The sequence below is a fragment of the Selenomonas bovis DSM 23594 genome, from assembly GCF_000381005.1.
Lineage (GTDB): Bacteria > Bacillota > Negativicutes > Selenomonadales > Selenomonadaceae > Selenomonas_C > Selenomonas_C bovis.
This window is the reverse complement of sequence record NZ_KB908391.1, coordinates 46,722-66,929: the sequence shown is the minus strand read 5'-3', so window position 1 is coordinate 66,929 and position 20,208 is coordinate 46,722. Positions and strand designations below refer to the sequence as shown.

General features: G+C 61.7%; 20 protein-coding genes and 1 riboswitch. Of the genes, 2 read left to right on the top strand and 18 right to left on the bottom strand.

Features of this window, described 5'->3' with window-relative positions; translation table 11 throughout:
• Positions 1-41: 41 nt before the first annotated feature.
• The 16 genes from F599_RS0107565 to F599_RS0107485 form a co-directional block, all read right to left on the bottom strand.
• On the bottom strand, positions 42-2,636 hold the full coding sequence (locus tag F599_RS0107565; RefSeq protein WP_019542924.1) for a 3'-5' exonuclease: 2,595 nt from the start codon (positions 2,634-2,636) through the stop codon (positions 42-44).
• Positions 2,637-2,640: 4 nt separating this feature from the next.
• Complete coding sequence (locus F599_RS0107560) at positions 2,641-3,120, bottom strand: CYTH domain-containing protein (protein ID WP_019542923.1); 480 nt, start codon at positions 3,118-3,120, stop codon at positions 2,641-2,643.
• A gap of 104 nt (positions 3,121-3,224) precedes the next feature.
• Positions 3,225-3,950 carry a DUF554 domain-containing protein gene (locus tag F599_RS0107555; RefSeq protein ID WP_033369234.1) on the bottom strand — a complete coding sequence of 242 codons (726 nt, stop codon included), beginning with the start codon at positions 3,948-3,950 and terminating at the stop codon, positions 3,225-3,227.
• A 96-nt stretch (positions 3,951-4,046) separates the two neighbouring features.
• Positions 4,047-4,571, bottom strand: a complete 525-nt coding sequence (locus F599_RS0107550; RefSeq protein ID WP_156021969.1) for a hypothetical protein — start codon at positions 4,569-4,571, stop codon at positions 4,047-4,049.
• 237 nt (positions 4,572-4,808) lie between these two features.
• A complete protein-coding gene (locus F599_RS13920; protein WP_019542920.1) occupies positions 4,809-7,262 on the bottom strand; it encodes a DNA internalization-related competence protein ComEC/Rec2 in 2,454 nt (817 codons plus the stop codon).
• 264 nt (positions 7,263-7,526) lie between these two features.
• Positions 7,527-8,099: a helix-hairpin-helix domain-containing protein gene (locus F599_RS0107540; protein ID WP_020700538.1), complete on the bottom strand. Its 573-nt coding sequence runs from the start codon at positions 8,097-8,099 to the stop codon at positions 7,527-7,529.
• 263 nt (positions 8,100-8,362) lie between these two features.
• Entirely contained in the window at positions 8,363-8,935 is a 573-nt protein-coding gene (locus tag F599_RS0107535) for a chromate transporter (RefSeq protein WP_019542918.1), read from the bottom strand.
• Between the two features lie 15 nt (positions 8,936-8,950).
• Positions 8,951-9,538: a chromate transporter gene (locus tag F599_RS0107530; protein ID WP_019542917.1), complete on the bottom strand. Its 588-nt coding sequence runs from the start codon at positions 9,536-9,538 to the stop codon at positions 8,951-8,953.
• Complete coding sequence (locus F599_RS0107525) at positions 9,520-10,446, bottom strand: LysR family transcriptional regulator (RefSeq protein ID WP_019542916.1); 927 nt, start codon at positions 10,444-10,446, stop codon at positions 9,520-9,522. Before F599_RS0107525 ends, F599_RS0107530 begins: the two co-directional genes overlap by 19 nt.
• 250 nt (positions 10,447-10,696) lie before the next feature.
• The gene (gene crcB / locus F599_RS0107520; protein WP_033369233.1) at positions 10,697-11,089 is read right to left on the bottom strand and encodes a fluoride efflux transporter CrcB; all 393 of its coding nucleotides are present in this window, start codon (positions 11,087-11,089) and stop codon (positions 10,697-10,699) included.
• 77 nt (positions 11,090-11,166) lie between these two features.
• Positions 11,167-12,003 carry a metal ABC transporter permease gene (locus tag F599_RS0107515; protein WP_019542914.1) on the bottom strand — a complete coding sequence of 279 codons (837 nt, stop codon included), beginning with the start codon at positions 12,001-12,003 and terminating at the stop codon, positions 11,167-11,169.
• Positions 12,003-12,866, bottom strand: coding sequence for a metal ABC transporter ATP-binding protein (locus F599_RS0107510; RefSeq protein WP_019542913.1), 864 nt, complete (start codon positions 12,864-12,866; stop codon positions 12,003-12,005). Before F599_RS0107510 ends, F599_RS0107515 begins: the two co-directional genes overlap by 1 nt.
• A gap of 3 nt (positions 12,867-12,869) precedes the next feature.
• A complete protein-coding gene (locus F599_RS0107505) occupies positions 12,870-13,613 on the bottom strand; it encodes an ABC transporter permease (RefSeq protein WP_019542912.1) in 744 nt (247 codons plus the stop codon).
• Complete coding sequence (locus F599_RS13915) at positions 13,610-14,365, bottom strand: ABC transporter ATP-binding protein (RefSeq protein ID WP_019542911.1); 756 nt, start codon at positions 14,363-14,365, stop codon at positions 13,610-13,612. Before F599_RS13915 ends, F599_RS0107505 begins: the two co-directional genes overlap by 4 nt.
• A gap of 130 nt (positions 14,366-14,495) precedes the next feature.
• On the bottom strand, positions 14,496-14,999 hold the full coding sequence (locus tag F599_RS0107495; protein WP_026327886.1) for a pyridoxamine 5'-phosphate oxidase family protein: 504 nt from the start codon (positions 14,997-14,999) through the stop codon (positions 14,496-14,498).
• Between the two features lie 259 nt (positions 15,000-15,258).
• Entirely contained in the window at positions 15,259-16,257 is a 999-nt protein-coding gene (locus F599_RS0107485) for a sirohydrochlorin cobaltochelatase (RefSeq protein WP_026327885.1), read from the bottom strand.
• Positions 16,258-16,453: 196 nt separating this feature from the next.
• Positions 16,454-16,657, bottom strand: a riboswitch (cobalamin riboswitch).
• 226 nt (positions 16,658-16,883) lie between these two features.
• Here F599_RS0107485 and F599_RS0107475 point away from each other — a divergent pair.
• Both F599_RS0107475 and F599_RS0107470 read left to right on the top strand, forming a co-directional pair.
• Positions 16,884-17,168, top strand: coding sequence for an ArsR/SmtB family transcription factor (locus F599_RS0107475; RefSeq protein WP_019542906.1), 285 nt, complete (start codon positions 16,884-16,886; stop codon positions 17,166-17,168).
• Positions 17,168-18,163, top strand: coding sequence for a permease (locus F599_RS0107470; protein WP_019542905.1), 996 nt, complete (start codon positions 17,168-17,170; stop codon positions 18,161-18,163). The genes F599_RS0107475 and F599_RS0107470 overlap by 1 nt, the downstream gene beginning before the upstream one ends.
• Before the next feature lie 133 nt (positions 18,164-18,296).
• Here F599_RS0107470 and F599_RS0107465 read toward each other — a convergent pair whose 3' ends face one another.
• Positions 18,297-19,571, bottom strand: a complete 1,275-nt coding sequence (locus tag F599_RS0107465; RefSeq protein ID WP_019542904.1) for an ISL3 family transposase — start codon at positions 19,569-19,571, stop codon at positions 18,297-18,299.
• Positions 19,572-19,700: 129 nt separating this feature from the next.
• Positions 19,701-20,207, bottom strand: coding sequence for a single-stranded DNA-binding protein (locus F599_RS0107460; RefSeq protein ID WP_019542903.1), 507 nt, complete (start codon positions 20,205-20,207; stop codon positions 19,701-19,703).
• Position 20,208: the final 1 nt, after the last annotated feature.

Here is a 20,208-nt window from a genome sequence, read left to right as displayed (position 1 = left end):
ATCGACATAGTGCAGTGGTTCCTTAAGGAACCGCTGCGCCCCTACACGCGCTTCACATCCTCCGCGGGCAGCGCGCGCAGGAACTCGCTCTCCTGCTGGCAGTGGCCGCAGCGGAACTGGCTCCAGGAGATCAGGAGCTTCTTGCGGGCGCGCGTGATCGCGACGTAGAAGAGGCGCTTTTCCTCGTCGACGTTCCCTCGCTTGAGCGCGGCAAGCCCCGGGAAGGTCCCCTGCTGGAGCCCCGCAAGGAAGACATAGTCGAACTCCGCGCCCTTCGCCTGATGGACAGTGATGATGGGGATGCGCGGCTTTTTCGAGAGGGCCTCGAGGTCGGTCGTCGAGAGCGTCGTGTAGCGCAGGAAGCGGAAGATGGCATCCTGCGGCGGAACCTCGCGGTCGTCGAGCTCCTTCGCCCGGCGGAAGAGATCGCGCAGGTTCTCGATGCGCTGCGCCTCGCGGCGCTTCTTGTAATAGTCCGCCATGCCCGTCTCGAGGACGATCTGGCCGAGGAGCTGCCAGGGGCGCAGCTCGCCCGCCTGCGCGCGCAGCAGCGCCATCTTGTCCGCGAGCGGTGCGAAGGCCGCGAGGTACTTAGCGATGCAGGCGCGGCGCGCATCCGCGGTCGGCTCGATGTCGCGTGCGACGGCGTATTGCAGGATCTCCGCCGTCGCGCAGATATCGTCGAAAGCATCGTGCGACGACGCGTGCTGCACCTCGCAGACCTGGCCGAGATAGGCGAGCGTATGGCAGCGCAGGTTCGGATGAAAGCGACGGAAGATGTCGAGCGTATCGTAATACGTGTCGTACGCGAGCGGCGGCAGGCCGAGCCGCGCGAGATGGCTCGCGAGGATATGGAGGTCGTAGGTGACGTTGTGCCCGACGATGACGCTGCCGGCGGCGAACGTGCAGAATGCGCGCAGCACCTCCGCCGCAGGCTCACCGTTCTCCCTGAGGAACTCGTCCGTGAGACCGTGCACGCGGACGGACTTGCCGACGGAGCGCTCCGGGCGGATGTAGTGCATAAACTTTTCCTTGATGCTCCCATCGGCCGCGAGCCGCACGCCCGCGATCTGGATGATCTCGTCGCGCGTCGTATCGACGCCCGTCGCCTCGACGTCGAAGACGACGACGTTCTCCGCCGCGCGTGCCTCGACGAGACGCGCGAAAGGATCTCCCGTCTCGCGCGTGAGCGCGTCGAGATAGTCCGTAATGCGCACGCCAGCACGGCGGTACGCCTCCGAGGAGATCGTGCGGATGGCCGCGGGGCCGATGCCGCGCGCGAAGCGTCCGAGCACGCGCAGGAGACTCACGGTATCATGGCGGTTCACCGCGAGCTTGAGGAACGCGAGCGCGTCCTTGATCTCCTGCCGCCGGAAAAAGCGCGTATCGTCGATGAGCAAAAACGGCAGCGGCTCGCCCTCCGCATAGCGGCTGATGGTGCGGAACTGCGCCGAGAGTTCCTTCGTATAGCGGTTGCTACGCGTGAGGATGGCGACGCGCGCATAGTTTTCCACGGGCAGGGAGAGGATGCGATAGTAAATCCACTGCGCCTCCTCGTTGAAGTCCGCAGCGCCCTTGATCTCGATGCGCTCGCCGAGCTCCTGGCTCTCCGCCCGCAGGCCGTCCGGATAGAGCGCCGCCACGCGCGCGGGGAACAGACGCTCGAGCGCGCAGGCGGAGGCCGTGAGGAGCCGCTGCGTCGAGCGGTAGTTCTCCGTGAGGACGATCTCCTGCGGTTGGTACGCGGCGACGAACTGCTCGCGCACGCGCTCCGGATGGGAGCCGCGCCACTCGTAGATGGTCTGGAACGGATCGCCCGCGAGCAGCAGGCGGCTCTCCCCGAAGATGCGCTCGAGCACGCCGTACTCAAGCAGGCTCGTATCCTGCACCTCGTCGATGTTGATGTAGCGGAACCGCGCCGCCCAGCGCCGCGCGATCTCGAGCTGGCGCAGCAGCGCCTTCGCGCGCACGATGAGGTCGGTGAAATCGAGCCCGTGCGCCTCCGCGAGCCGCGCGTCATAGCGGCCGAGCAGCGAAGCGCCCCAGATCTCCCAGCCGTCGCGGAGCTTCGGCAGCTGCTGGTAGCGGTCGTCGACGCAGAGACGCGCGAGCTCATCGCGCGCCTCGCGGTAGATGCGCGCGATGACGGCGCGGCGGTCGGCCTGCGCATCACCGCTCATGATGTCCCACTGCGCCTGCTTTTCCTTCGTAAATGCGATGACGCGCGCGAGCGTCTCCGCCGGCACGTCGAGATCCTCCGGCATGATCTCGCGCAGCAGCGTGCGGCAGTCCACCTCGTCGAAAATGACGAAATCAGCGAAGAGGTCGAGATGCCGTTTCGCCTCGCTCTTGATGACATCATAGCAAAAGCTGTGGAACGTCTTGACATAGACGCGGCTGCCCGGCTCCCCCGCCCGCCGCTCGATGCGCTCCCGCATCTCCTGGCACGCCTTGTTCGTGAACGTGAGGCAGAGCACCTCCTCAGGCTCCGCGCACCCGGATTCGAGGATGTTCGCGATGCGGTAGGCGAGCGTGTCCGTCTTCCCCGTGCCGGCGGGCGCCGTGAGCAGGATATGGCCGTCGAGATTCTCCGCCGCCGCCCGCTGGCGGTCGTTGAGATCCATGAGTTCCAGCATAACGTTACCGCTCCTCCCAGAGACGATACGGGGTCCGCGCGAGACTCGAGTTGTAATAGCGCGCGTCGCCCGTCACCTCGTCCGCGAGCCAGTCAGGGCGCGCGAACGGCTCATCCTCCGCGCCGAGCTCGATTTCCGCGACGACGAGGCCCTCGTTCTCCCCGTGGAAAACGTCGACCTCCCAGGTGTGCCCGTCCGCCACGGGCACGAGGCAGCGCTCCTTCTCGATGACGCCCGGCTCGGCGAGCGAGAGCAGCGCGCGCGCGTCCGCCGCGGGAATCTCGTACTCGAACTCCGCGCGGCGCGCCGCGTCCGCGCCGCCGTTCTTCCCCTTGACCGTGAGATAGCCGCGGCCGCCGCGCAGCCGCACGCGCACCGTACGCTCCGGCACAGAGGAGAGGTATCCCTGCGCGATCTCCTCCCCCGCGCTGTCCGGCCGCCAGCCAGCCCGCACGCGGAACTTCCGCTCGATCTCGACACCCATGAGAGCATCTCCTTTCTAAAGGAACCACATCAAAAACGGGAACCCCGCGCTCCTCGCAAGGCTCCCGCCAAACACCCCGCTAGCCGCTTGGGCGCTGCCCTAGCTCAGGCCAGGGCCCAGGCGACCGCGACCACAAGCGACGGCAGGAGATTCGCCACGCGGATCCGCGTGAGGCCGAGCAGGTTCGTGCCCACGCAGAAAATCAGCAGGCTGCCCACATAGTTGAGCGCGTCCAGCGCTGCCGGCGTCATGAGCGGCGCGAAGAATCCCGCCGCGAAGAAAATGCTCCCCTGGAACAGGCCGACCGAAAGCGCCGAAAACACGCACCCCTTGCCGAGCGACGCCGTCATGACCATGACGATGACCGTATCGAGCGCCGTCTTTGCAAACAACACCGTCGGATCAGCGAGCAGCCGGTCATTGATGGAGCCGATGACCGCCATCGCGCCGATGCAGACTGTGAGCGAGGCCGTCACGAAGCCCTCGACGAAGCGCGGATCGCCCTGGCTGCGCGTTCTGCGCCGCAGGAACCGCCCGAACTGCTCCATGCGGTCCTCGAGATTGACTGTCTCGCCGATGAGCGCGCCGCCGATCATGCTCGCGAGCAGCATACCGCTCCCCGAGAAGACGAGCCGCCCGTCCGCGCTGAGCGACAGCGCCTCGGAGAGCGCGCCGCCCAGCCCGAGGAACATGACGGCCACCGCGCAGGCCGCTGTGAGCGTCCGCTGGAGCCTCTCGGAAAGGAATCTTCCGAAAGCAAGCCCAGCACACCCGCCGGCAACAATCCCTGCAACATTCGCAATCACACCAACGCCTGGAAACAAACTCATGCCCTCTCTCCCTTCCATTCCTCGGAACGCGCTCTCTCTGCGACGACAGCGAAAGACGGCGACACCGGAAAGAATCCCTGGCACATGCGGTACGTTCTAAAAAAACCGCTTGATGAGATCCGCCGCGAGATTTCGCCCGCCGCGGAAACCGTCGCTGCCGCTGCAGGGAATCGCGCCGCTGTAGCGCGGATCGCCATAGTAGCGCACCTTCCAGTGACGGTTCGTCTTCTCCGCCACATCGATGCCGAGGTCAGAGAGCTTGCGGCGCAGCGACGCGTCCATATCCTGATACCCTGTGAGCGCCTCCTTGAGCGCCTTTTCCTTCTTCGCCGGGATGCCCTGGACGGCACAGCTCGCGAGCGCGTCATCGACGACATCCGCGCGCCGCGTGCCATCAGGGATATTCCTGCGCGCCTGCCGCAGGACATCCATGAGGATCTCGCGCCGCTCCTGCGGGTAGAGATCCTTCTCGCGGCTCTCCTTAATATCCGATGCCGCGGCGCTGCGCCGCGCCTCGTAGCGCGACCGCAAGGTCGCAAGCTCAGTCTCAAGCGACGCCACCTTGTTTTCCAGCACCTCGATCCGCTGGATCTGCTGCTTGATGAGTTCTTCCTTCGTCATATCTTCCCCTATCGCCTTCCCCTCCGCGCAGCCCATGGCATAGCGCGGAAAACAACTCTCCCTATCGAACCGGCACAATACCGGCGCGCTGTATCTCTTGATTTCTTCTCTTTATTCGACAAAAAGGCGAACATTCCTGCCAGCGTGCGGGAATTTCTCAGCGCACCGCCGCGCAGACGCCCATCTATGCGGCGACGGCCTGACCACCAACAGCCGATGGCGCTCCCGCGCTGCACCTCACTGCGTCAGCGACACCTCCCCCGCCGCGTATGTTTCCGCCCAGAGGCGCCGCCCGTCCGTCCGGAAGGTGACAGCGCCATCCTCATCGGTGCGGAACGTCCGCACCCCCGCCGCGCGAAGTCTCGCGAGCACCTCGGGACGCGGGTGGCCGAAGGTGTTGTCTGCGCCGACGGAGATCACGGCGTAGCGCGGCCGAGCGCCCGCGAGGAACGACGCGCTCGTCGAGGTGGCGGAGCCATGATGCCCGACCTTGAGCACCGTGCACCGGACATCGCGCTGCGCGACGAGCAGTGCCGCCTCCTGCGCCTGTTCCATGTCGCCGGTGAAGAGGAACGCTGCGTCGCCGTAGCGGACGCGCAGGACGGCGCAGGCCTCGTTGCCCGCCGCCTCCTCTGCCTCCGGCACGGCGATGGCCTCGATGGTAACGCCGTCGATGGTGTAGCGCTCCCCCGTATGTAGCGTCACGAGGCGGTCGAGCAGAGGATCGGCCGTCGAGAGCCCCATGCTACGCGCGTAGGCCGCGCGTCCCTCGCCAGCCGTCAACACGGCGCTGACGGGCAGCCGCCGCAGGACGCCGCCCGTTCCGGCCGCATGATCCTCGTGCACGTGTGAGAGGAAGATCGCATCGAGGCGGCGGACGCCGACGTGCAGGAGATACGGCACATCGACACGCCCGCCGACATCGAAGGCCTGGTCCCGCGTGCCGCCGCAGTCAATCATGAACGCGTGCCCGCCGATCTGCAGCACCGCGGCATCGCCCTGATGAACATCGAGGAACGTGACCGCGAGCTGCGGCGGCGAGAGCAGGCGCACGCCGCCCCAGGCGGCACAAGCGACTGCCAGCAGCAAAGCCCCCTCGCGCGCATAGCGGCGGCAAAGGCGGAGCGCCGCCGTCCGCACGGACGCGGGCAGGAACGCGCAGCCGAGTGCGAGATACCAGAGGAGACAGGCAAATGGCCCCGGCGGCGGCACATAGATCTGGCTGCCCGGCAGGCGAGCAAACGCGCCCGCCGCCTCCGCCACGAGACCGAGCAGGAGACTCGCCGCGCCGAACGCAAGCTTCCCCAGCGGCGGCAGCAGCCAGGCGACGATGCCTGCCGCGAGCGCGAGCACGATGAGCAGCTCGACGATGGGAACGAGCAGGAGATTCGCCGCGAACGACGAGACGGAGAACATGTGGAAATAATACGCGATGACCGGCATGGTCGCGAGATGCGCCGCCGTCGTGACGGCAAGCCCCGCCGCGAGGAAGCGCGGCCAGCTGTGCGCGCGGAGCCAGCGCGTGAGCGGCGGCGCGAGGAAGATCAGCCCCGCCGTCGCGAGGAACGAGAGCTGGAAGCTGATATGGAAGAGCAGGAGCGGCCAGCAGAGCAGCATGAAAAGCCCCGTGAGCAGCAGGATGCGCCGCGCCGAGTGCTCGCGCCCGAGCGCGAGCGCCGTGAACGTCAGCCCGCCCATGAGCGCCGAGCGGATGACGGGCGGCACGCAGCCAGCGAGCAGCGCATAGACGGCGATGCCGCCGATGACGAGCCCCGCGCGCAAGGCCCGCGGCAGACGCAGCAGCGCCGCCAGCGCCGCGAGCACCGCCGCGAGCAGGCTGATATGCGAGCCGGAGACCGAGAGGAGATGCACGATGCCCGTCGTCGTGAAATCAGCGACGAGCTCCTCGCTGATGCCCTCATAGCCGCCGAAGAGCAGCGCGAAGACCGCCGCCGCGTCCTCCCGCGGCATCACGCGCTCCATCGACGCGCGGTAGTGCTCCCGCACAGCCGTGAGCGCGCGCCAGAAGGCGTATCCCTCCTGCGGCACTACCCGCACGCCCTGCTTGCCAGCCGCGAGCGTCGCCGTGATGCCCGCAGCGCGCAGCATGCGCCGCATATCGAGCTGGCCGGGATTCTGGTAGCCATGCGGCACGCGCAGCCTGCCGCGCGCCGCGACCATATCTCCAACGCGCGCGGCGGGCGGCTCCTGCCCATCCGGCACGACCGCGTAGACATAGAGCCCGCCCGCAGCGCTCTGCCGCCTGCCGCCTGCCGCCTGCACCGAGACGGCCTCCACCTCATAGCGTACATGACGCACGCCCTGTGCATCCGTCCGCAGCACAGGCGCAGCGCGTAGCTGCCCCTCTACGCGCGCCTCCTGTCCCGCGAGGCGCGAGACATCCGCCAGCGGCAGAGCGTCCGCCGCGAGGAACCGCAAGCCGCCGAGCGCGAAAAAGAGCACGGCGAGCGCGAGCCAGGCAGACGGGCGCTGCCGCCAGACGAGGAACACACCGAGAAGCAGCGCGCAGACGCAAAGCAGCGCGCAGAGCGGCGCAGGCGGCGCCAGCCGCTCGGCACAGAGAATACCCAGCGCCACGAGCATGAGCAAGAGCGCGAGGAACGGCTCCTGCTGCTGCCCGGGCGCCGCCGCGCGCCATCTGCGGAAAAACTCTCGCAGCTCTTCTCTCATCCCAAAACCTCCCCGCCTCCCGCGCTGCCGCGTGCCCGCCATCGTCAAGGGATATCCTGGCCATCCGGCACATCCCTTTTCCCACGACACCAGCTGTCCGCTCATGGCCAGCAGCAACACAGATCTGCCGCTCCGCGCTTCGCCCCCCGCAAAAGCAACAAAGGGCAGCAGCAGGAAAAAACGCCTGCCACTGCCCTCATATCGTCACGCGGCGCCGCCCATCGCGCACCAGCCATCCTGCGCCCCGCGTGCCGAGATGAGGCGTCAGATCGTGACCTTATCCTTGAGTTTATCGTATTTTGCCTGCCCGATACCCTTAATCTTCATGAGATCCTCAGTGCTCTGGAACCCGCCTTCGCTCTCGCGGTATTCGATGATTTTTCGCGCCGTCGCAGGGCCGACCCCCGGGAGCGCATCGAGCGCCTTTTCATCCGCCGTATTGAGGTTGACGCACCCGTCCGCGTCCTTGCCAGGTGCTGCCTTACCGTCCGCCCCAGCCGTTCCTGTCTCCTTCTTTTCCGGCACACGGATCTGCTGGCCGTCCTTCACCGGCTGCGCCATGTTGACGCGCTCCGCATCCGCCTGTGGCAGGAGGCCGCCGCAGGCATTGACGGCATCCGCCGTCCGCGCGCCTGCCGCGACTGTCACGACGCCTGGCTGCTGCACCGCCCCCGTGACATAGACCGTAACACCCGCGGACGCCTCCTCTGCCGCTGGCTGCTCCGCCGCATCGAGCACGACGGCCTCCTGCTGTGACTGCATGCCATAGAACGCTCCGCCGCCGACGACCAGCGCCAGCAGCAGGAGCACGAGCATCGATTTCCGGAACAAAGGCATCGCGCACCTCCTGACGGACCGTTAAGCTCCTCTGTGCCCCCCTCTCCCCTGCACAAAGAGAACAGGACGTTTCCTCTTCCTTTTACTGTAAGGGCGGGCGCACAATGTCCACAAAGTGGACGTTTGTGCGTTGAGTTTATTATAAAGTATTGCAAAGGTATCGGCAATACACGCTCTAGAAAAATTTTAGAATCGCATTTCCTCGTATGAAAACGCGTCTCATCCCTTTCCCTCTCTATATGCCCCGCACAAGCTGTATCCGCTCAGCGCAGCATCTGCTGAGCGAGTCCCAGCGCGAGTCCTGCCACGCCCGTGCCGGCCAGGAGCTTGATTACGCCGACCTTCCTGCGCACCGCCACGAGGGAAAGCGCCAGGATGATGACGCCCAGCGGATCGAGGGCCGAGAGATCCTCCGGCAGCGTCTCCGTATTCCAGAGCGCGAGGACCACGAAACTGATGCCGGCGACGGCGATGAGGGCCACCACAGCAGGCCGCAGCCCGTTGAGGATGCCGCGGATGGGGCCGATATCGCCATAGCGGAAAAAGAGCTTCGCCAGGATGATGCCAAGGAACAGCGACGGCGTGCAGAAGCCCACCGTGGCGCAGACGGCGCCCGGGATGCCAGCGATCTTCATACCGGCGAAGGTAGCGGCGTTGATGCCGATCGGCCCCGGCGTCATCTGGGAAATGGTGAAGATATCCACGAACTCCCCGAGGCTCATCCAATGATACGTGTCCACCACAGCCGCCTGGATCAGCGGCATCGAAGCATAGCCGCCGCCCACGCAGAAAATGCCGACCTTGGCGAACTCCCAGAACAAGATCAGATAAATCATGCGTTCCGCCCTCCCTTATTTCCCATACGCCGCGCCGCGCAGGAAGACCAGGCCCAGCAGTCCGTCGATCACCACGAGCAGCATGATATTGACACCGAAAAAGAAATTGGCCACGAAGGTGCCGACAATGATCGCGAGCGGCCAGAGCAGCTTCTTCCGCCACTGCTTCTGCAAGAGGTCGATGGCCACATTGACGATCAGGGCCGTGGCCCCGCACTGCATGCCCTTGAGCGCATAGCGCACATAGGGATTGGTCGCAAACCAGTCATAGGCGCAGGAGATGACGGACAGCGTGACAAGCGGCGGCAGGATGGTCGCCGCAAGCGCCGTGAGCGCCCCCCGGAGGCCTGCCATGCGATACCCGAGGATGATGGCGGCATTGACCGCCACGACGCCGGGCATGGACTGGGCGATGGAGACGAGGTTCAGCGTCTCCTTATCATCGAGCCAGCCGTACTCGTCCACATACTTGGCGCGCAGCAGCGGGATGATCACGAAGCCGCCGCCCACCGTGAACGCGCTGATGAGAAACGTCGATTGGAACAACTTCCAGTAAAAATGGCGGCAGCTCGCTGCCACAGATTTCATTTCCTCGTCGGACATTGATTTTCCTCCTGTTTCCCGTCTGCCTCTGCCGCCGCGTCCGGGCCGCAAAGTGCCGTCAAAAATGCTTCTCCGATCCGCGAAAGCTCCGTATGACGCCGCCAGACAGCCGCGATATGCGTTTCGAGCGCCGGCTCAGCGATGGTCTTGACACGCAGCTGCTCATGCGCAGCCAGCGCCACCGCCGAGCGCGGCACGATACCGATGCCAAGGCCCGCGTTGGCCCAGAGGACAGTGGTCCTCGCGTCGTCATTGCGGCAGGATATCTCAGGTGCCACCTGTTTCTCGTCGAAGACCTCCTGCAGCAGCTGCTGGAAGCGCCGATAGATGATGAGTGGCCGCTCGTGAAGCTCCGTGACAGCGATCTCCTCCCGCTCGGGACACCAGTCGAGATCCGCCGTCATGACGGCGGCCATGGGCTCCGTATTCAGGAACCGGCAGTTGAACGAACTCGTATGGAACGGCGTACGCACGATGCCGATCTCGATGATGCCCTTCTCAAGCTCCTCGATCAGCTGATACGTGTTGGCATCGTGAATCTCGAAATGAACCTTGCGGTATTCCCGATGAAACGCCTGCATCCCCGGGCTGAGCAGGATGCTGCCGGACGAGGAGATCGTCCCGATGGAAAGCGTTCCCTCGAGGCGCTGGTTGAGCTCATCGATCTCGCGCACGGTATCAGCCGCCATATCCAGAAGCTGCTGCGCGCGCCGCGCGAGCAGACGCCCCGCCTCCGTGAGCTCGATATACTGCGAGCCGCGTTTGAAGAGCTGGGCAGAGAGCTCCGTTTCCAGCAGCTTCATCTGATGCGATAACGGCGGCTGTGTCATGTGCAGCTTCTTGGCGGCTGCCGTGATCTGCTGCTCCTTGACGATGGTCATGAAATAATGAAGCTGTTTCAGATCCAAGGTCGTCTCATCTCCTTTATATATTTTTTGTATTTCATTCGCTGCTAGATATATTTTTTATATCTACTTCGGCTATATCATACCGCGGTTGCTTATATTTTGCAAGACGCTGCCACGTTTATTTTTTGTAACTGCAAAAATGGGACACGCTCATAACCAGTACGAGCGTGTCCCATTTGAATGGTATCGCTTATTCAACTATTTCCGCGTGCAGCGTCAGGCCGCAGGGCATCCACTGCCCCCTAGCATCTCATCTCACGAGCGTCCGCGCGAGCATGAGTCCCGCCCAGACGGCGCAGAAGCCGCAGAAAAGGTTCAGCGCGACGTTGGCCGCCGCGTAGAAATAGCTGCTGCCGCGCAAGAGCGTCATCGTCTCCATGCTGAACGAGGAGAACGTCGTGAAGCCGCCGAGGAAGCCGACGGTCAGGAGAAGCTTCAGCGGGCCGGCCGTGAGGCCCGTGCGCTCCGTGAGGAAGAGGAGCGCGCCCATGAGGAGACCCATGAGGAAGCTGCCGAGCGTATTGACCGTGAGCGTGCCGAACGGAAACACCGTCCCGAACCGCGCGCCGACCTGCGTCGTCACGAAATAGCGGCAGACGGCGCCGAGGCCGCCGCCGAGGAATACCAAGACAACCGATGGCAAGGGGAATCCTTCCTTTCAATAGTTCTCAAACGCGATGCTGCGTCTGTGTGCCCTCCTCCGCACTTTCCGGGCGGCGGTCAGCGCCGCCTGCCGAGCAGCAGCGTCGCGAAGAACACCGCCGACGAGACGACGACGATCGTCGCGCCCGCCGCCATATTGAAGTAATACGCGAGCAGCAGACCCGTGATGCCCGAGAAAAGCGCCGTGAGCACGGAGAAGAGATGGTACTGCTTGACATTCTGCGCGACATTGCGCGCGGCGGCCGCGGGCAGCACGAGCAGGGCGTTGATGATGAGGATGCCCACCCACTGGATGCTGATGGAGACGACAACGGCGAGCAGCGCGGCGAACGCACTCTCCACCCAGAAGCCGCGGATGCCGCGGCTGCGCGCGAACGAGGCGTTGATGGAGAGCACGAGGAGCTGGTTGAAGAGCACCCCCCAGGCGATGAACACGAGCAGGAAGACGACGGCGAGCGCCGAGAGGTCCTCCGGTGTCACGCTGAGGATGTCGCCGATGAGATACGAGGAGAACTTATTGAATCCGCCGCCGTAACTCATGAGCATGAGGCCGAGAGCGATGGCCGTCGAGGAGAAGACGCCGATGACGGTATCCGTCGACGCCGTGCTCTTGTTCTTGATATACGTGATGAACACCGCGAACGCCACGGAAAAGAGCACGAGCGACAAAAGCGGCGAAACGGAGCCGAGCAGCACGCCGATGGCGATGCCCGTGAACGCGCCGTGACCCAGTGAGTCGGAGAAAAAGGCCATGCGGCTCGCGACCACCATCGTGCTCATCAGGCCGAAGAGCGGCGTCACGAGCAAAATGGCGAGGAACGCGTTCTGCATGAAATGGTGCGCGGCCCACTCAAAGGGCAGCAGCTGCGGCAGAAGGCCCGCGATGGTCTCCATCAGGCATTCCTCCTTCCCATAGCATCTGCCGCAGGCGCAGCGCCCGCCTGCTCCCGCGCGGCGCCGGGAATCTCCGCCGCGGCCTCGCGCGCCGTCTCGCCCGCGAGCACGCCGAAGATATGTTTCGTGCGCTGATCGGAGAAAACCTCCTCGGGCGTTCCCGAGCAGATGACGCGCTTATCGAGCAGCACGACCTGATCCGCATGCTTCGCGACCATGTTGAGATCGTGCGAGATGAGGATGATGGCCATGTCCTCCTGCTCGCGCAGCTCCGCCACGATCTCATAGAAGAGCTCGAGACCGTTCTGATCGACGCCGGACACCGGCTCATCGAGCAGCAGGAGATCCGGCATCGGATCGAGCGCGAGCGCGAGCAATACGCGCTGCAGCTCGCCGCCTGAGAGCGCGCCGAGCCGCCGGTCGATGAGATGCTCCGCGTGGACGCGCGCGAGACCGCGCTGGATGCGCGCGCGCAGCTTGCCCGCAGGCAGCAGCCAGACAGGGCGGCGCGAAAGGCACGCCATGAAGATATCCTCAACGCTCGTCGGTGCGCTCACGTCGAAGCGCAGATACTGCGGCACATAGCCGATGACGGGATGGCCCGTGTGCTTGCCCTTCGCATCGACATAGTGGAGCGTTCCCGTGTGCGGCACCTCGCCGAGGATGGAGCGCAGCAGCGTGCTCTTGCCCGCGCCGTTCGGACCGATGAGCGCCGTGAGCTGCCCGCAGTGAACATGGAGATGCACATGCTCGAAGATCGTCAAGCTCCCGATGCGAACCGTGAAATCATCGATTTTCGTGCAGCAGAGTTTCGCGCAGTCCTCGCATGAGGACGCGCGGTGATGCAGAATCGTCTTGAACAAAGTTTACCTCCTGAGATGGGAAAACGCGCGGCAGCTCCAGGCAAAGCAGAGCACGGCATACGCGAGCAGCACGAGCAATGAGAGCGGCGATACCGCCGTTCCCGTCCCGAGGCCGCGCAGAAGATAGCTCGTGTGCGTGAGCGGCAGCAGCTCGATAAAGAATCGCACAGCCGCCGGCAGCGCGTGCGTCGAGAAAAAGGTGCCGCAGAGGAACGACATCGGCAGCAGGATATACGTATTGACCTGCCCCATCTCCTCATACGTACTGATTTTCATCGCCGCGAGGAACCCGATCTCCGCGAAGATGACGCAGTTGAGCACGAGCACGGCGAGAAAGAGCGGCGAGAACGCGATCTGCGCGCCGAAGAGCAGCGCAAGTGCGACGATGATGGCCGAGGAGATGAGGCCGCGCAGCACGGCGGCGAGTACCTTGCCGATGACGAACGCGGGCGGCCAGATGGGCGCGATGAGGTACTCCTCGAGGCTCTTGTGATAGATGCGCTCCGCGTGTACGGGCGTGATGCTGTTGAAGCTGATATTCATGGAATTGAGCGCGAGGATGCCCGGCACGAGGAAATCGAGATACGTGCCGGACGCCACCTGGATGCTCCTGCCGAGCCCCCAGCCGAACGCCACGAGATAGAGCATCGGCGCTACCATGCGCGAGAGGATGAACTTCGTGAGACGCCGCCGCAGCACCACCCAATCGCGCCAGAATACCGTCCAGATATCCATGAGCGCGTTCATGGCTGCACCTTCTTCCCCGTGAGCGCGAGGAACACATCCTCGAGCGTCGAAAGTCCCATTTTCTCGCAGAAATGCGTCGGCGTATCGAGATCGACGAGCCGCCCGCCCGCGAGCATCGCCACGCGGTCGCAGAGCGCCTCCGCCTCCTCGATGTAATGCGTCGTGAGGAACACCGTCACGCCCGCCGCTTTCATCTTGCGCACGAGCGTCCAGATGCGGCGGCGCACCTGCGGATCGAGCGCGACCGTCGGCTCGTCGAGGAAGAGCACGCGCGGCCGGTGAATGAGCGCGCGCACGATGAGCAGGCGGCGCTTCATGCCGCCTGAGAGGCGGCGCACGCCGTCGTTCTGCACCTCGGAGAGCTCCACATAGTCGAGCAGCTGCCGGATGCGCGCCTCCCGCGCCGCGCGTCCCATGTGATGTAGCCGCGCGTGCAGCTCGAGATTCTCCCAGACCGTGAGATCCTGATCGAAATTCACATGCTGCGGCACGACCCCGATGAGCTGCTTGACCATGCGCGCATGCGTCGCGGCCTCCTGCCCGCCGTAGAGGATCCGGCCCGAGGTCGGCTCCGTGAGCAGCGTGAGCATGCGGATCGTCGTCGTCTTGCCCGCACCGTTCGGGCCGAGCAGGCCGAACACCTCCCCGCGCCCCACCGAGAGCGAGAGGCCGTCCACCGCCGTCTTCCAGGCCATGCGGCCCGCCTTATCCTTATGGCGGAAGCGCTTCGTCAGCGCCTCCAGCTCCATCATTGGCTGCATCCTTTTCCTCCTATCGCTGAGATACGTACTCATTCTATCACATCTGGCAAGCGAAACAAAGACGGCAGGAGCAGCCAACGCCCTCCTGCCGTCTCTCGCAGCATGCGCGCAAAGGAAAGCCTCAGACCTGCTGACGCTTTTCCATGAGCTCCCTCGCCTCTTTGCCCGTTGCATGCTCGATGTCGAGCACGAGGACGACGAGCGCCTGCTTCAGCTTGCTGATTTCAGCCTCACGGCTCTTCGCGGAAACATCCTGGCAATATTTGTCCGCGAGCAGATCCAGCCCGCGGCGCTTTTCTGGATCGTCATCCGACTCGATGATGCGCACCTTGCCGAACGCAATGACGCTTCGGTAATAGGTCGTGAACTCTTCCGGCACAACGTGATCCTGCAAGATGACGCAGAACGACGCCTTCTCCTGCCGACGCAGGGCATCAAGCTTGTGCCCGCTCTTCGCCGCATGAAAATACAGCTTGCCCTCCGACCACGCAAACGACAGCGGCACACCGTACGGATAGCCATCATCGCCAGCTACCGAAAGCACGCCCGAAGTCGCCTGCTGCAAAACGCGCACGCATTCCTCCCGCGAGAGCGCCTGCCGATTCCTCCTCATTTCGCGAAACACCATGTCCCACTCCTTTCTGCATCTGACATCTGCTTCACACTTCATCATTCGCTGTCTCACTGGCGGATTCCTGCTTCCTTGACACGCTCCCGTGCTGCGCGCCTCGCAGCGAGCATGCCCGACCGGCGCATATCAGAGGCAGGCGCTTTCTCCATAAAGCCGTTCCGCGCGAGCAGCCCATGCGCCCAACAAAAGAGGCCCGGCGGCAGCATTCCTCCTTGCTGCCGCCGAGCCATCTCCTCAGCGTGACATTTTCTGCTTACTTATCGCTCTCGAGCGCATCCCACGCGTCGTTCGCGCGCTTGACGTAGAGCGCGCGGATCTTCTCGTTCTCGCCGATGCCGTGGATATAGGCATCGACCTTATAGCCCGCCGCCTCGAGCTGCGATTTGTGGCTGTCCGGGTCGCTGCCCGCCATGTCGTTGTTCGCGTGGTCGCCCGCGACCATCATCATCGGCATGAGCGTGACCTTCTTGATGCCGTTTGCCTTGAGCTTCGGCATCACCGTCTCGAGAGACGGCCAGCCCTCGACCGTGTAGACGAAGACATTCTTGAGCCCGAGTTCATTGATCTTCGCCTGGATGACGGAGTAGTACGCATTCGACACCTGCGGCGTGCCGTGCGCCATGATGAGGATGGCCTCATCCTTCTTCAGCTTCGGGAACTGCGTCTCGAGCGCCTCGATTGTCTCCGTCACATCGTCCGGCTGCTCCTCCTGGCCCTGCCAGTACATGAGCGACGTACCGAGCGTCATCTTCTTGAACTGGTTCTTGTAGTTCTCGTAGACGCCCTTGTCATAGGCATACTCCATGCCCGGGATGACATCGAGGGACGCGAGCGCGACGCGCGTATAGCCGTCGCTCTTGAGCTCTTGGAGGGCCTCCTCCGGCGTCGGATACTTGATGCCCTCGTTCTTCGCGATGCGGTCGATGATGATATGGCTCGTGAACGCCGTGACGACCTTGACATCGGGGTGCGCCGCCTGGATGGCCTTGACCGTCGCGTCGATCGTCTTCGCGCGCGTGTCCTTGAACGTCGTGCCGAAGCTCATGACGACGATGGCGTCCTTGTTCGCCTCATTCTGAAGCTCGGGCGTCTCGTGCTTCAGCACGCCGATCTGCGACGCCTCCTTGAGCGCCGGCGTCGCATCCTTGACCTCTGGATTCAGGGAATAGGCCGCCTCCGTCATCGGCGCGGAAAAGCCGACGAGTGCCGAGACCGCAAGCGTTGCTGCAAGCATGTTTCTCCAATTTTTCACAGGAAATCCCCCTTCGCAATATCGCTGATTTCATCAGCAATCTCTACCAAAGACCTTTCTCCCCCACGCAGAAAGCCTGCCCGCTCCCCACAAGCGAAAAAAAGGCGGCGCTTCCTGCGCCGCCGATGCTGCTTCCATGAAAAAGAAAGGCCTGAGCCTCCGCCCAGAGTCCCCTCCCCATCCTTCGTGAGTACCATCGGTGACCGATGAGCAGGCAGTTCTCCTGGCTCGGTTCATCGCCGCTCTGCGCCTTCCCAGAGATAATCTCCAGTGACATCATGCAAAGCTGCTCCCCTCACAGTGGCGGGACCGCGCCGGCTTTGCCGGAACCACTGATGCATCAGCGGCTCCTACCGACTTCCCTATTAAGTCTTGCGACACCTGCTCCTCCGTATGCGATTTTGAGAAATGTCCGATTGACGTATGTTATTATACTATGCCTTAAAGTAATTATCAAGATGCTTGCCCAGGAAATCCCAGCCAACACTGCTTATCGCTGCCGATCCACTTCCCCGAATACGTCGAAGAGCACGCATGGAAAAGATGATTATCGTATTGACATTTTTCTATATGATGTTATACTGAACGCATAGTATTGATGTTTATCTATATGAGGAGGTGTTTTCATGGATATCGAAAGAGCCGTCCTGATCTGCAAGGCATTGGGCGATCTGAACCGCATGCGCATTGTGCAACTCCTGACACATGGAGAGTGTTGTGCCTGCGAACTCCTGGAGAAGCTCATGATCACGCAGCCGACCCTGTCACATCACATGAAACAGCTGGAAAACGCTGGCATCATACGCTGTCGCAAGGATTGGAAGTGGATGTATTATTCGCTGGATTGTGAAACCTTGACAGCGTACCGCAAATTCATAGCTTCGCTTCGCTGCACAGGAGGGGTATCTTGATGTGGAATTTCATTCAAACACAAATCCTAGGTATGCAATGGCTGAACCAAGGAATCGGCACCGGGCTGCAGCTGCTCGGCATCGACATCGCCCAGCCCTTGGGCGGCAGTCTGCATTTCTTCCTCTATGATGTCATCAATATCACGCTGCTGCTCTGCGTCCTGATCTTCCTGGTTTCCTATATCCAGAGCTATTTCCCTCCGGAACGCAGCCGACGGATCATGAGCCGGTTCCACGGACTCGGCGCCAATATCACAGGCGCCCTGCTCGGTACGGTGACGCCCTTCTGCTCTTGCTCGTCGATTCCGATATTCATGGGCTTCACGAGCGCCGGCCTGCCGCTTGGTGTTACCTTTTCCTTCCTGATCTCTTCGCCCATGGTGGACTTAGGCAGTCTCATCATCCTCATGAGCATCTTCGGTGCTAAGATTGCCGTCGCTTATGTCGTGGTCGGCCTGATCATCGCCGTCATCGGCGGCACGCTGATCGAGAGAGCCGGGATGGAGCGGTATGTGGAGGATTTCGTTCGGAACGCCCCTCTGCCGCAGGACGCCGCGGAGAAGATGACACGCGATGAGCGCGTCCGCTACGCAAAGGAACAAGTGACGCGCACCTTCCGCAAGGTCTTCCCCTACATATTACTCGGCGTCGGTATCGGCGCATTGATCCACAACTGGATTCCGGCGGCCTGGATCAGCGCTGCGTTCGGCGACGGAAATCCCCTTGGCGTCGTCATGGTGACATTGCTTGGCGTTCCCATGTACGGCGATATCTTCGGCACCATTCCCATTGCTGAGGCGCTGCTCGCCAAGGGCGCGAATCTCGGAACCGTCCTCTCCTTTATGATGGCGGTCACCACGTTGAGCATTCCTTCCCTGATCATGCTGAGCCAGGTTGTGAAACGCCGGCTGCTCCAGGTCTTCGTCTCCTTTTGCACGCTCGGCATCATCTTCGTGGGTTATGTATTCAATATCTTTCAATCGTTATTCTTGTAAAGATTTTAGGGGGTCTTGTGATGTTTGGTTTTAGCAAGAAAAAAGAAACAATGGAAAAGGACTGCGCTGTCAAGATTCTCGGTTCTGGGGCTTTTTGTCAATAGTTACGGTTGATTTTTATAAAAATTTTTTATTATTTTTTCGCACTGGTTTGATTTTTTGGCTTACTCCTGCGTTGACGGCGTTCCTGGTTGTTTAAGAGATACAAGATACGATAGCGGAAATTTTCGAAGTTGCGGAAGCCATATGCGATTCTTTTCAAGACTTTGATTGTATTGTTGCAGCCTTCGGTAAAACCGTTGTTATATCCTGTTGCTATGCCATGCCAAATCTCCATCTTCCATTCTTGCGTCGTTCTGGCGACGCTTCTAAACGATCTGATGCCGGATTGTTCCGCGTGGCAAGAGAATACCCGCACCTTTTCAAGAAAATCATTGTGGTTTGCTGCGTCGAACAGGCTGTGATATTCTTCTTTCAGCTCGTATGCCGTACGCAACTGGGCGTCCACTGCAAGGAGCTTTTCAAGCCTTGTCTTTGCTTTCTCATCTAGGTGCTGAAAACGTGAAAGAAGGAGTTTCCTCGATTTTTTGAAGGACAGCTTCTCGTTTTGATTTTTCATTTTTTCCTGCACGTTCTTCCGAACAGTATCCATCGCATCGCTGGCCAAGCGCATCGCGTGGAATTTGTCCGCAGCGATGGTGGCATTGGGAAAGTATTGAGCGACGATGCTGCGGAATTGATTGGAAAGGTCGATCGAGAATGTCTCCACCTGCATACGGCTTGCTTCCGGTATGGAGGAAATGGCTTCATGAAGATGCGTCGTGCGGTTCTCGATGATGTCAAGGCAGGTGCGTTCCTTCAGATCGTGGATGGCGACTTGGAATTTCGCGCCCACATTTCCCCGGAACTCATCCATCGACAATACGGTCGGAAAGGCAGAAGGCGCCGCCTCCTCCCCGCCTTGCGGAGTGTCTGGAATGTCTAAGGTGTTCGCGTCTTGCCTCCGCATCGCTCTCAGGAAATGGCGGGAGACGGTGCAAGGCGAAATACCGTGATGGCGCGCGATATAAGAATCAGTCAAAAGGTCTCCATGAGCTGAAACCATGTCTTCTACGACACTCTCCGGCATCCTCTGATATTTTTTGAGAAACGGTCTGTCTTCTGAAAAGGTTCTGCCACACTCCGTGCACCGATAGCGGCGGTTCTTGTAGATGAATGTGATGCGGACATCCGGAACACCGCGCAAAATCTGTGTGCGGTATTTGTCTACGCTCGTATGGCTGCCGCCACAGTATGGGCAATCGTGATGCCTGCGCGGCAGTTGGAATTGAAGAACATCCTCCGAAACAAATTCCTTGCATTGTTGTGGAAGTTGCAACAGAAATGTGATAAAATCAAGATGTTGCATGGTGGTTTTCCTCCTATGAACGATAATTCAGCACTATCATTATAGAGGATTTCCTCCATGCCTTCAATAAAAGAAATGGCAGCGCCGGACGTGAGGTTCCAGGCGCTGTCTTTTGATTTGCAAAGTCTTTCAGAATGGGATTTCATCCTCTGCCGCGCCATATTCCTGCGCGAAGCGATCCGTTGCCGGAGCTCCGGCGCGCGTCAATCCTTCCGACGGCGTATTGGTCGCTTTCTGCGCTCCGCTTTCTTGCTGCACAGTTCGGTTTTCCTGCGACTCTGCTGCCTCATCTTTGGGAGCAGCGCTTTCTTTGTCCGCCGCACTTGCGGGAGGGAGCTCTACATACTCGGCAATGATTTTTGTCCGTGTCTGCTTCTTGCCTGCCTGCTCGTAGACGTCATTATCCAATCGCCCTTCTACGGACACGAAATCACTCCGGAGCAAGTTCCTCTCCTTGATGAGATCTGCCGTCCTGTTGAACGCATCCACTTGGAAGAAGTTGGCTGCATAAGTGCCGTCCTCTCTCCGCTTCCCCTTGCGGACGGAAAGCGAGAAATGCACGACGGCATTTCCGTTCGAGGTGTAGTTCGTAATCGGATCGCTCGCGACAAAGCCGCTGATGATAAGTCGGTTCATT

Excerpts from the sequence above, each read along its gene's own strand:
- F599_RS0107565 (WP_019542924.1), bottom strand. The coding sequence starts at position 2,636 with ATGCTGGAACTCATGGATCTCAACGACCGCCAGCGGGCGGCGGCGGAG.
- F599_RS0107560 (WP_019542923.1), bottom strand. The coding sequence starts at position 3,120 with ATGGGTGTCGAGATCGAGCGGAAGTTCCGCGTGCGGGCTGGCTGGCGG.
- F599_RS0107555 (WP_033369234.1), bottom strand. The coding sequence starts at position 3,950 with ATGAGTTTGTTTCCAGGCGTTGGTGTGATTGCGAATGTTGCAGGGATT.
- F599_RS0107550 (WP_156021969.1), bottom strand. The coding sequence starts at position 4,571 with ATGACGAAGGAAGAACTCATCAAGCAGCAGATCCAGCGGATCGAGGTG.
- F599_RS13920 (WP_019542920.1), bottom strand. The coding sequence starts at position 7,262 with ATGAGAGAAGAGCTGCGAGAGTTTTTCCGCAGATGGCGCGCGGCGGCG.
- F599_RS0107540 (WP_020700538.1), bottom strand. The coding sequence starts at position 8,099 with ATGCCTTTGTTCCGGAAATCGATGCTCGTGCTCCTGCTGCTGGCGCTG.
- F599_RS0107535 (WP_019542918.1), bottom strand. The coding sequence starts at position 8,935 with ATGATTTATCTGATCTTGTTCTGGGAGTTCGCCAAGGTCGGCATTTTC.
- F599_RS0107530 (WP_019542917.1), bottom strand. The coding sequence starts at position 9,538 with ATGTCCGACGAGGAAATGAAATCTGTGGCAGCGAGCTGCCGCCATTTT.
- F599_RS0107515 (WP_019542914.1), bottom strand. The coding sequence starts at position 12,003 with ATGGAGACCATCGCGGGCCTTCTGCCGCAGCTGCTGCCCTTTGAGTGG.
- F599_RS0107505 (WP_019542912.1), bottom strand. The coding sequence starts at position 13,613 with ATGAACGCGCTCATGGATATCTGGACGGTATTCTGGCGCGATTGGGTG.
- F599_RS13915 (WP_019542911.1), bottom strand. The coding sequence starts at position 14,365 with ATGATGGAGCTGGAGGCGCTGACGAAGCGCTTCCGCCATAAGGATAAG.
- F599_RS0107475 (WP_019542906.1), top strand. The coding sequence starts at position 16,884 with ATGGATATCGAAAGAGCCGTCCTGATCTGCAAGGCATTGGGCGATCTG.
- F599_RS0107470 (WP_019542905.1), top strand. The coding sequence starts at position 17,168 with ATGTGGAATTTCATTCAAACACAAATCCTAGGTATGCAATGGCTGAAC.
- F599_RS0107465 (WP_019542904.1), bottom strand. The coding sequence starts at position 19,571 with ATGCAACATCTTGATTTTATCACATTTCTGTTGCAACTTCCACAACAA.
- F599_RS0107460 (WP_019542903.1), bottom strand. The coding sequence starts at position 20,207 with ATGAACCGACTTATCATCAGCGGCTTTGTCGCGAGCGATCCGATTACG.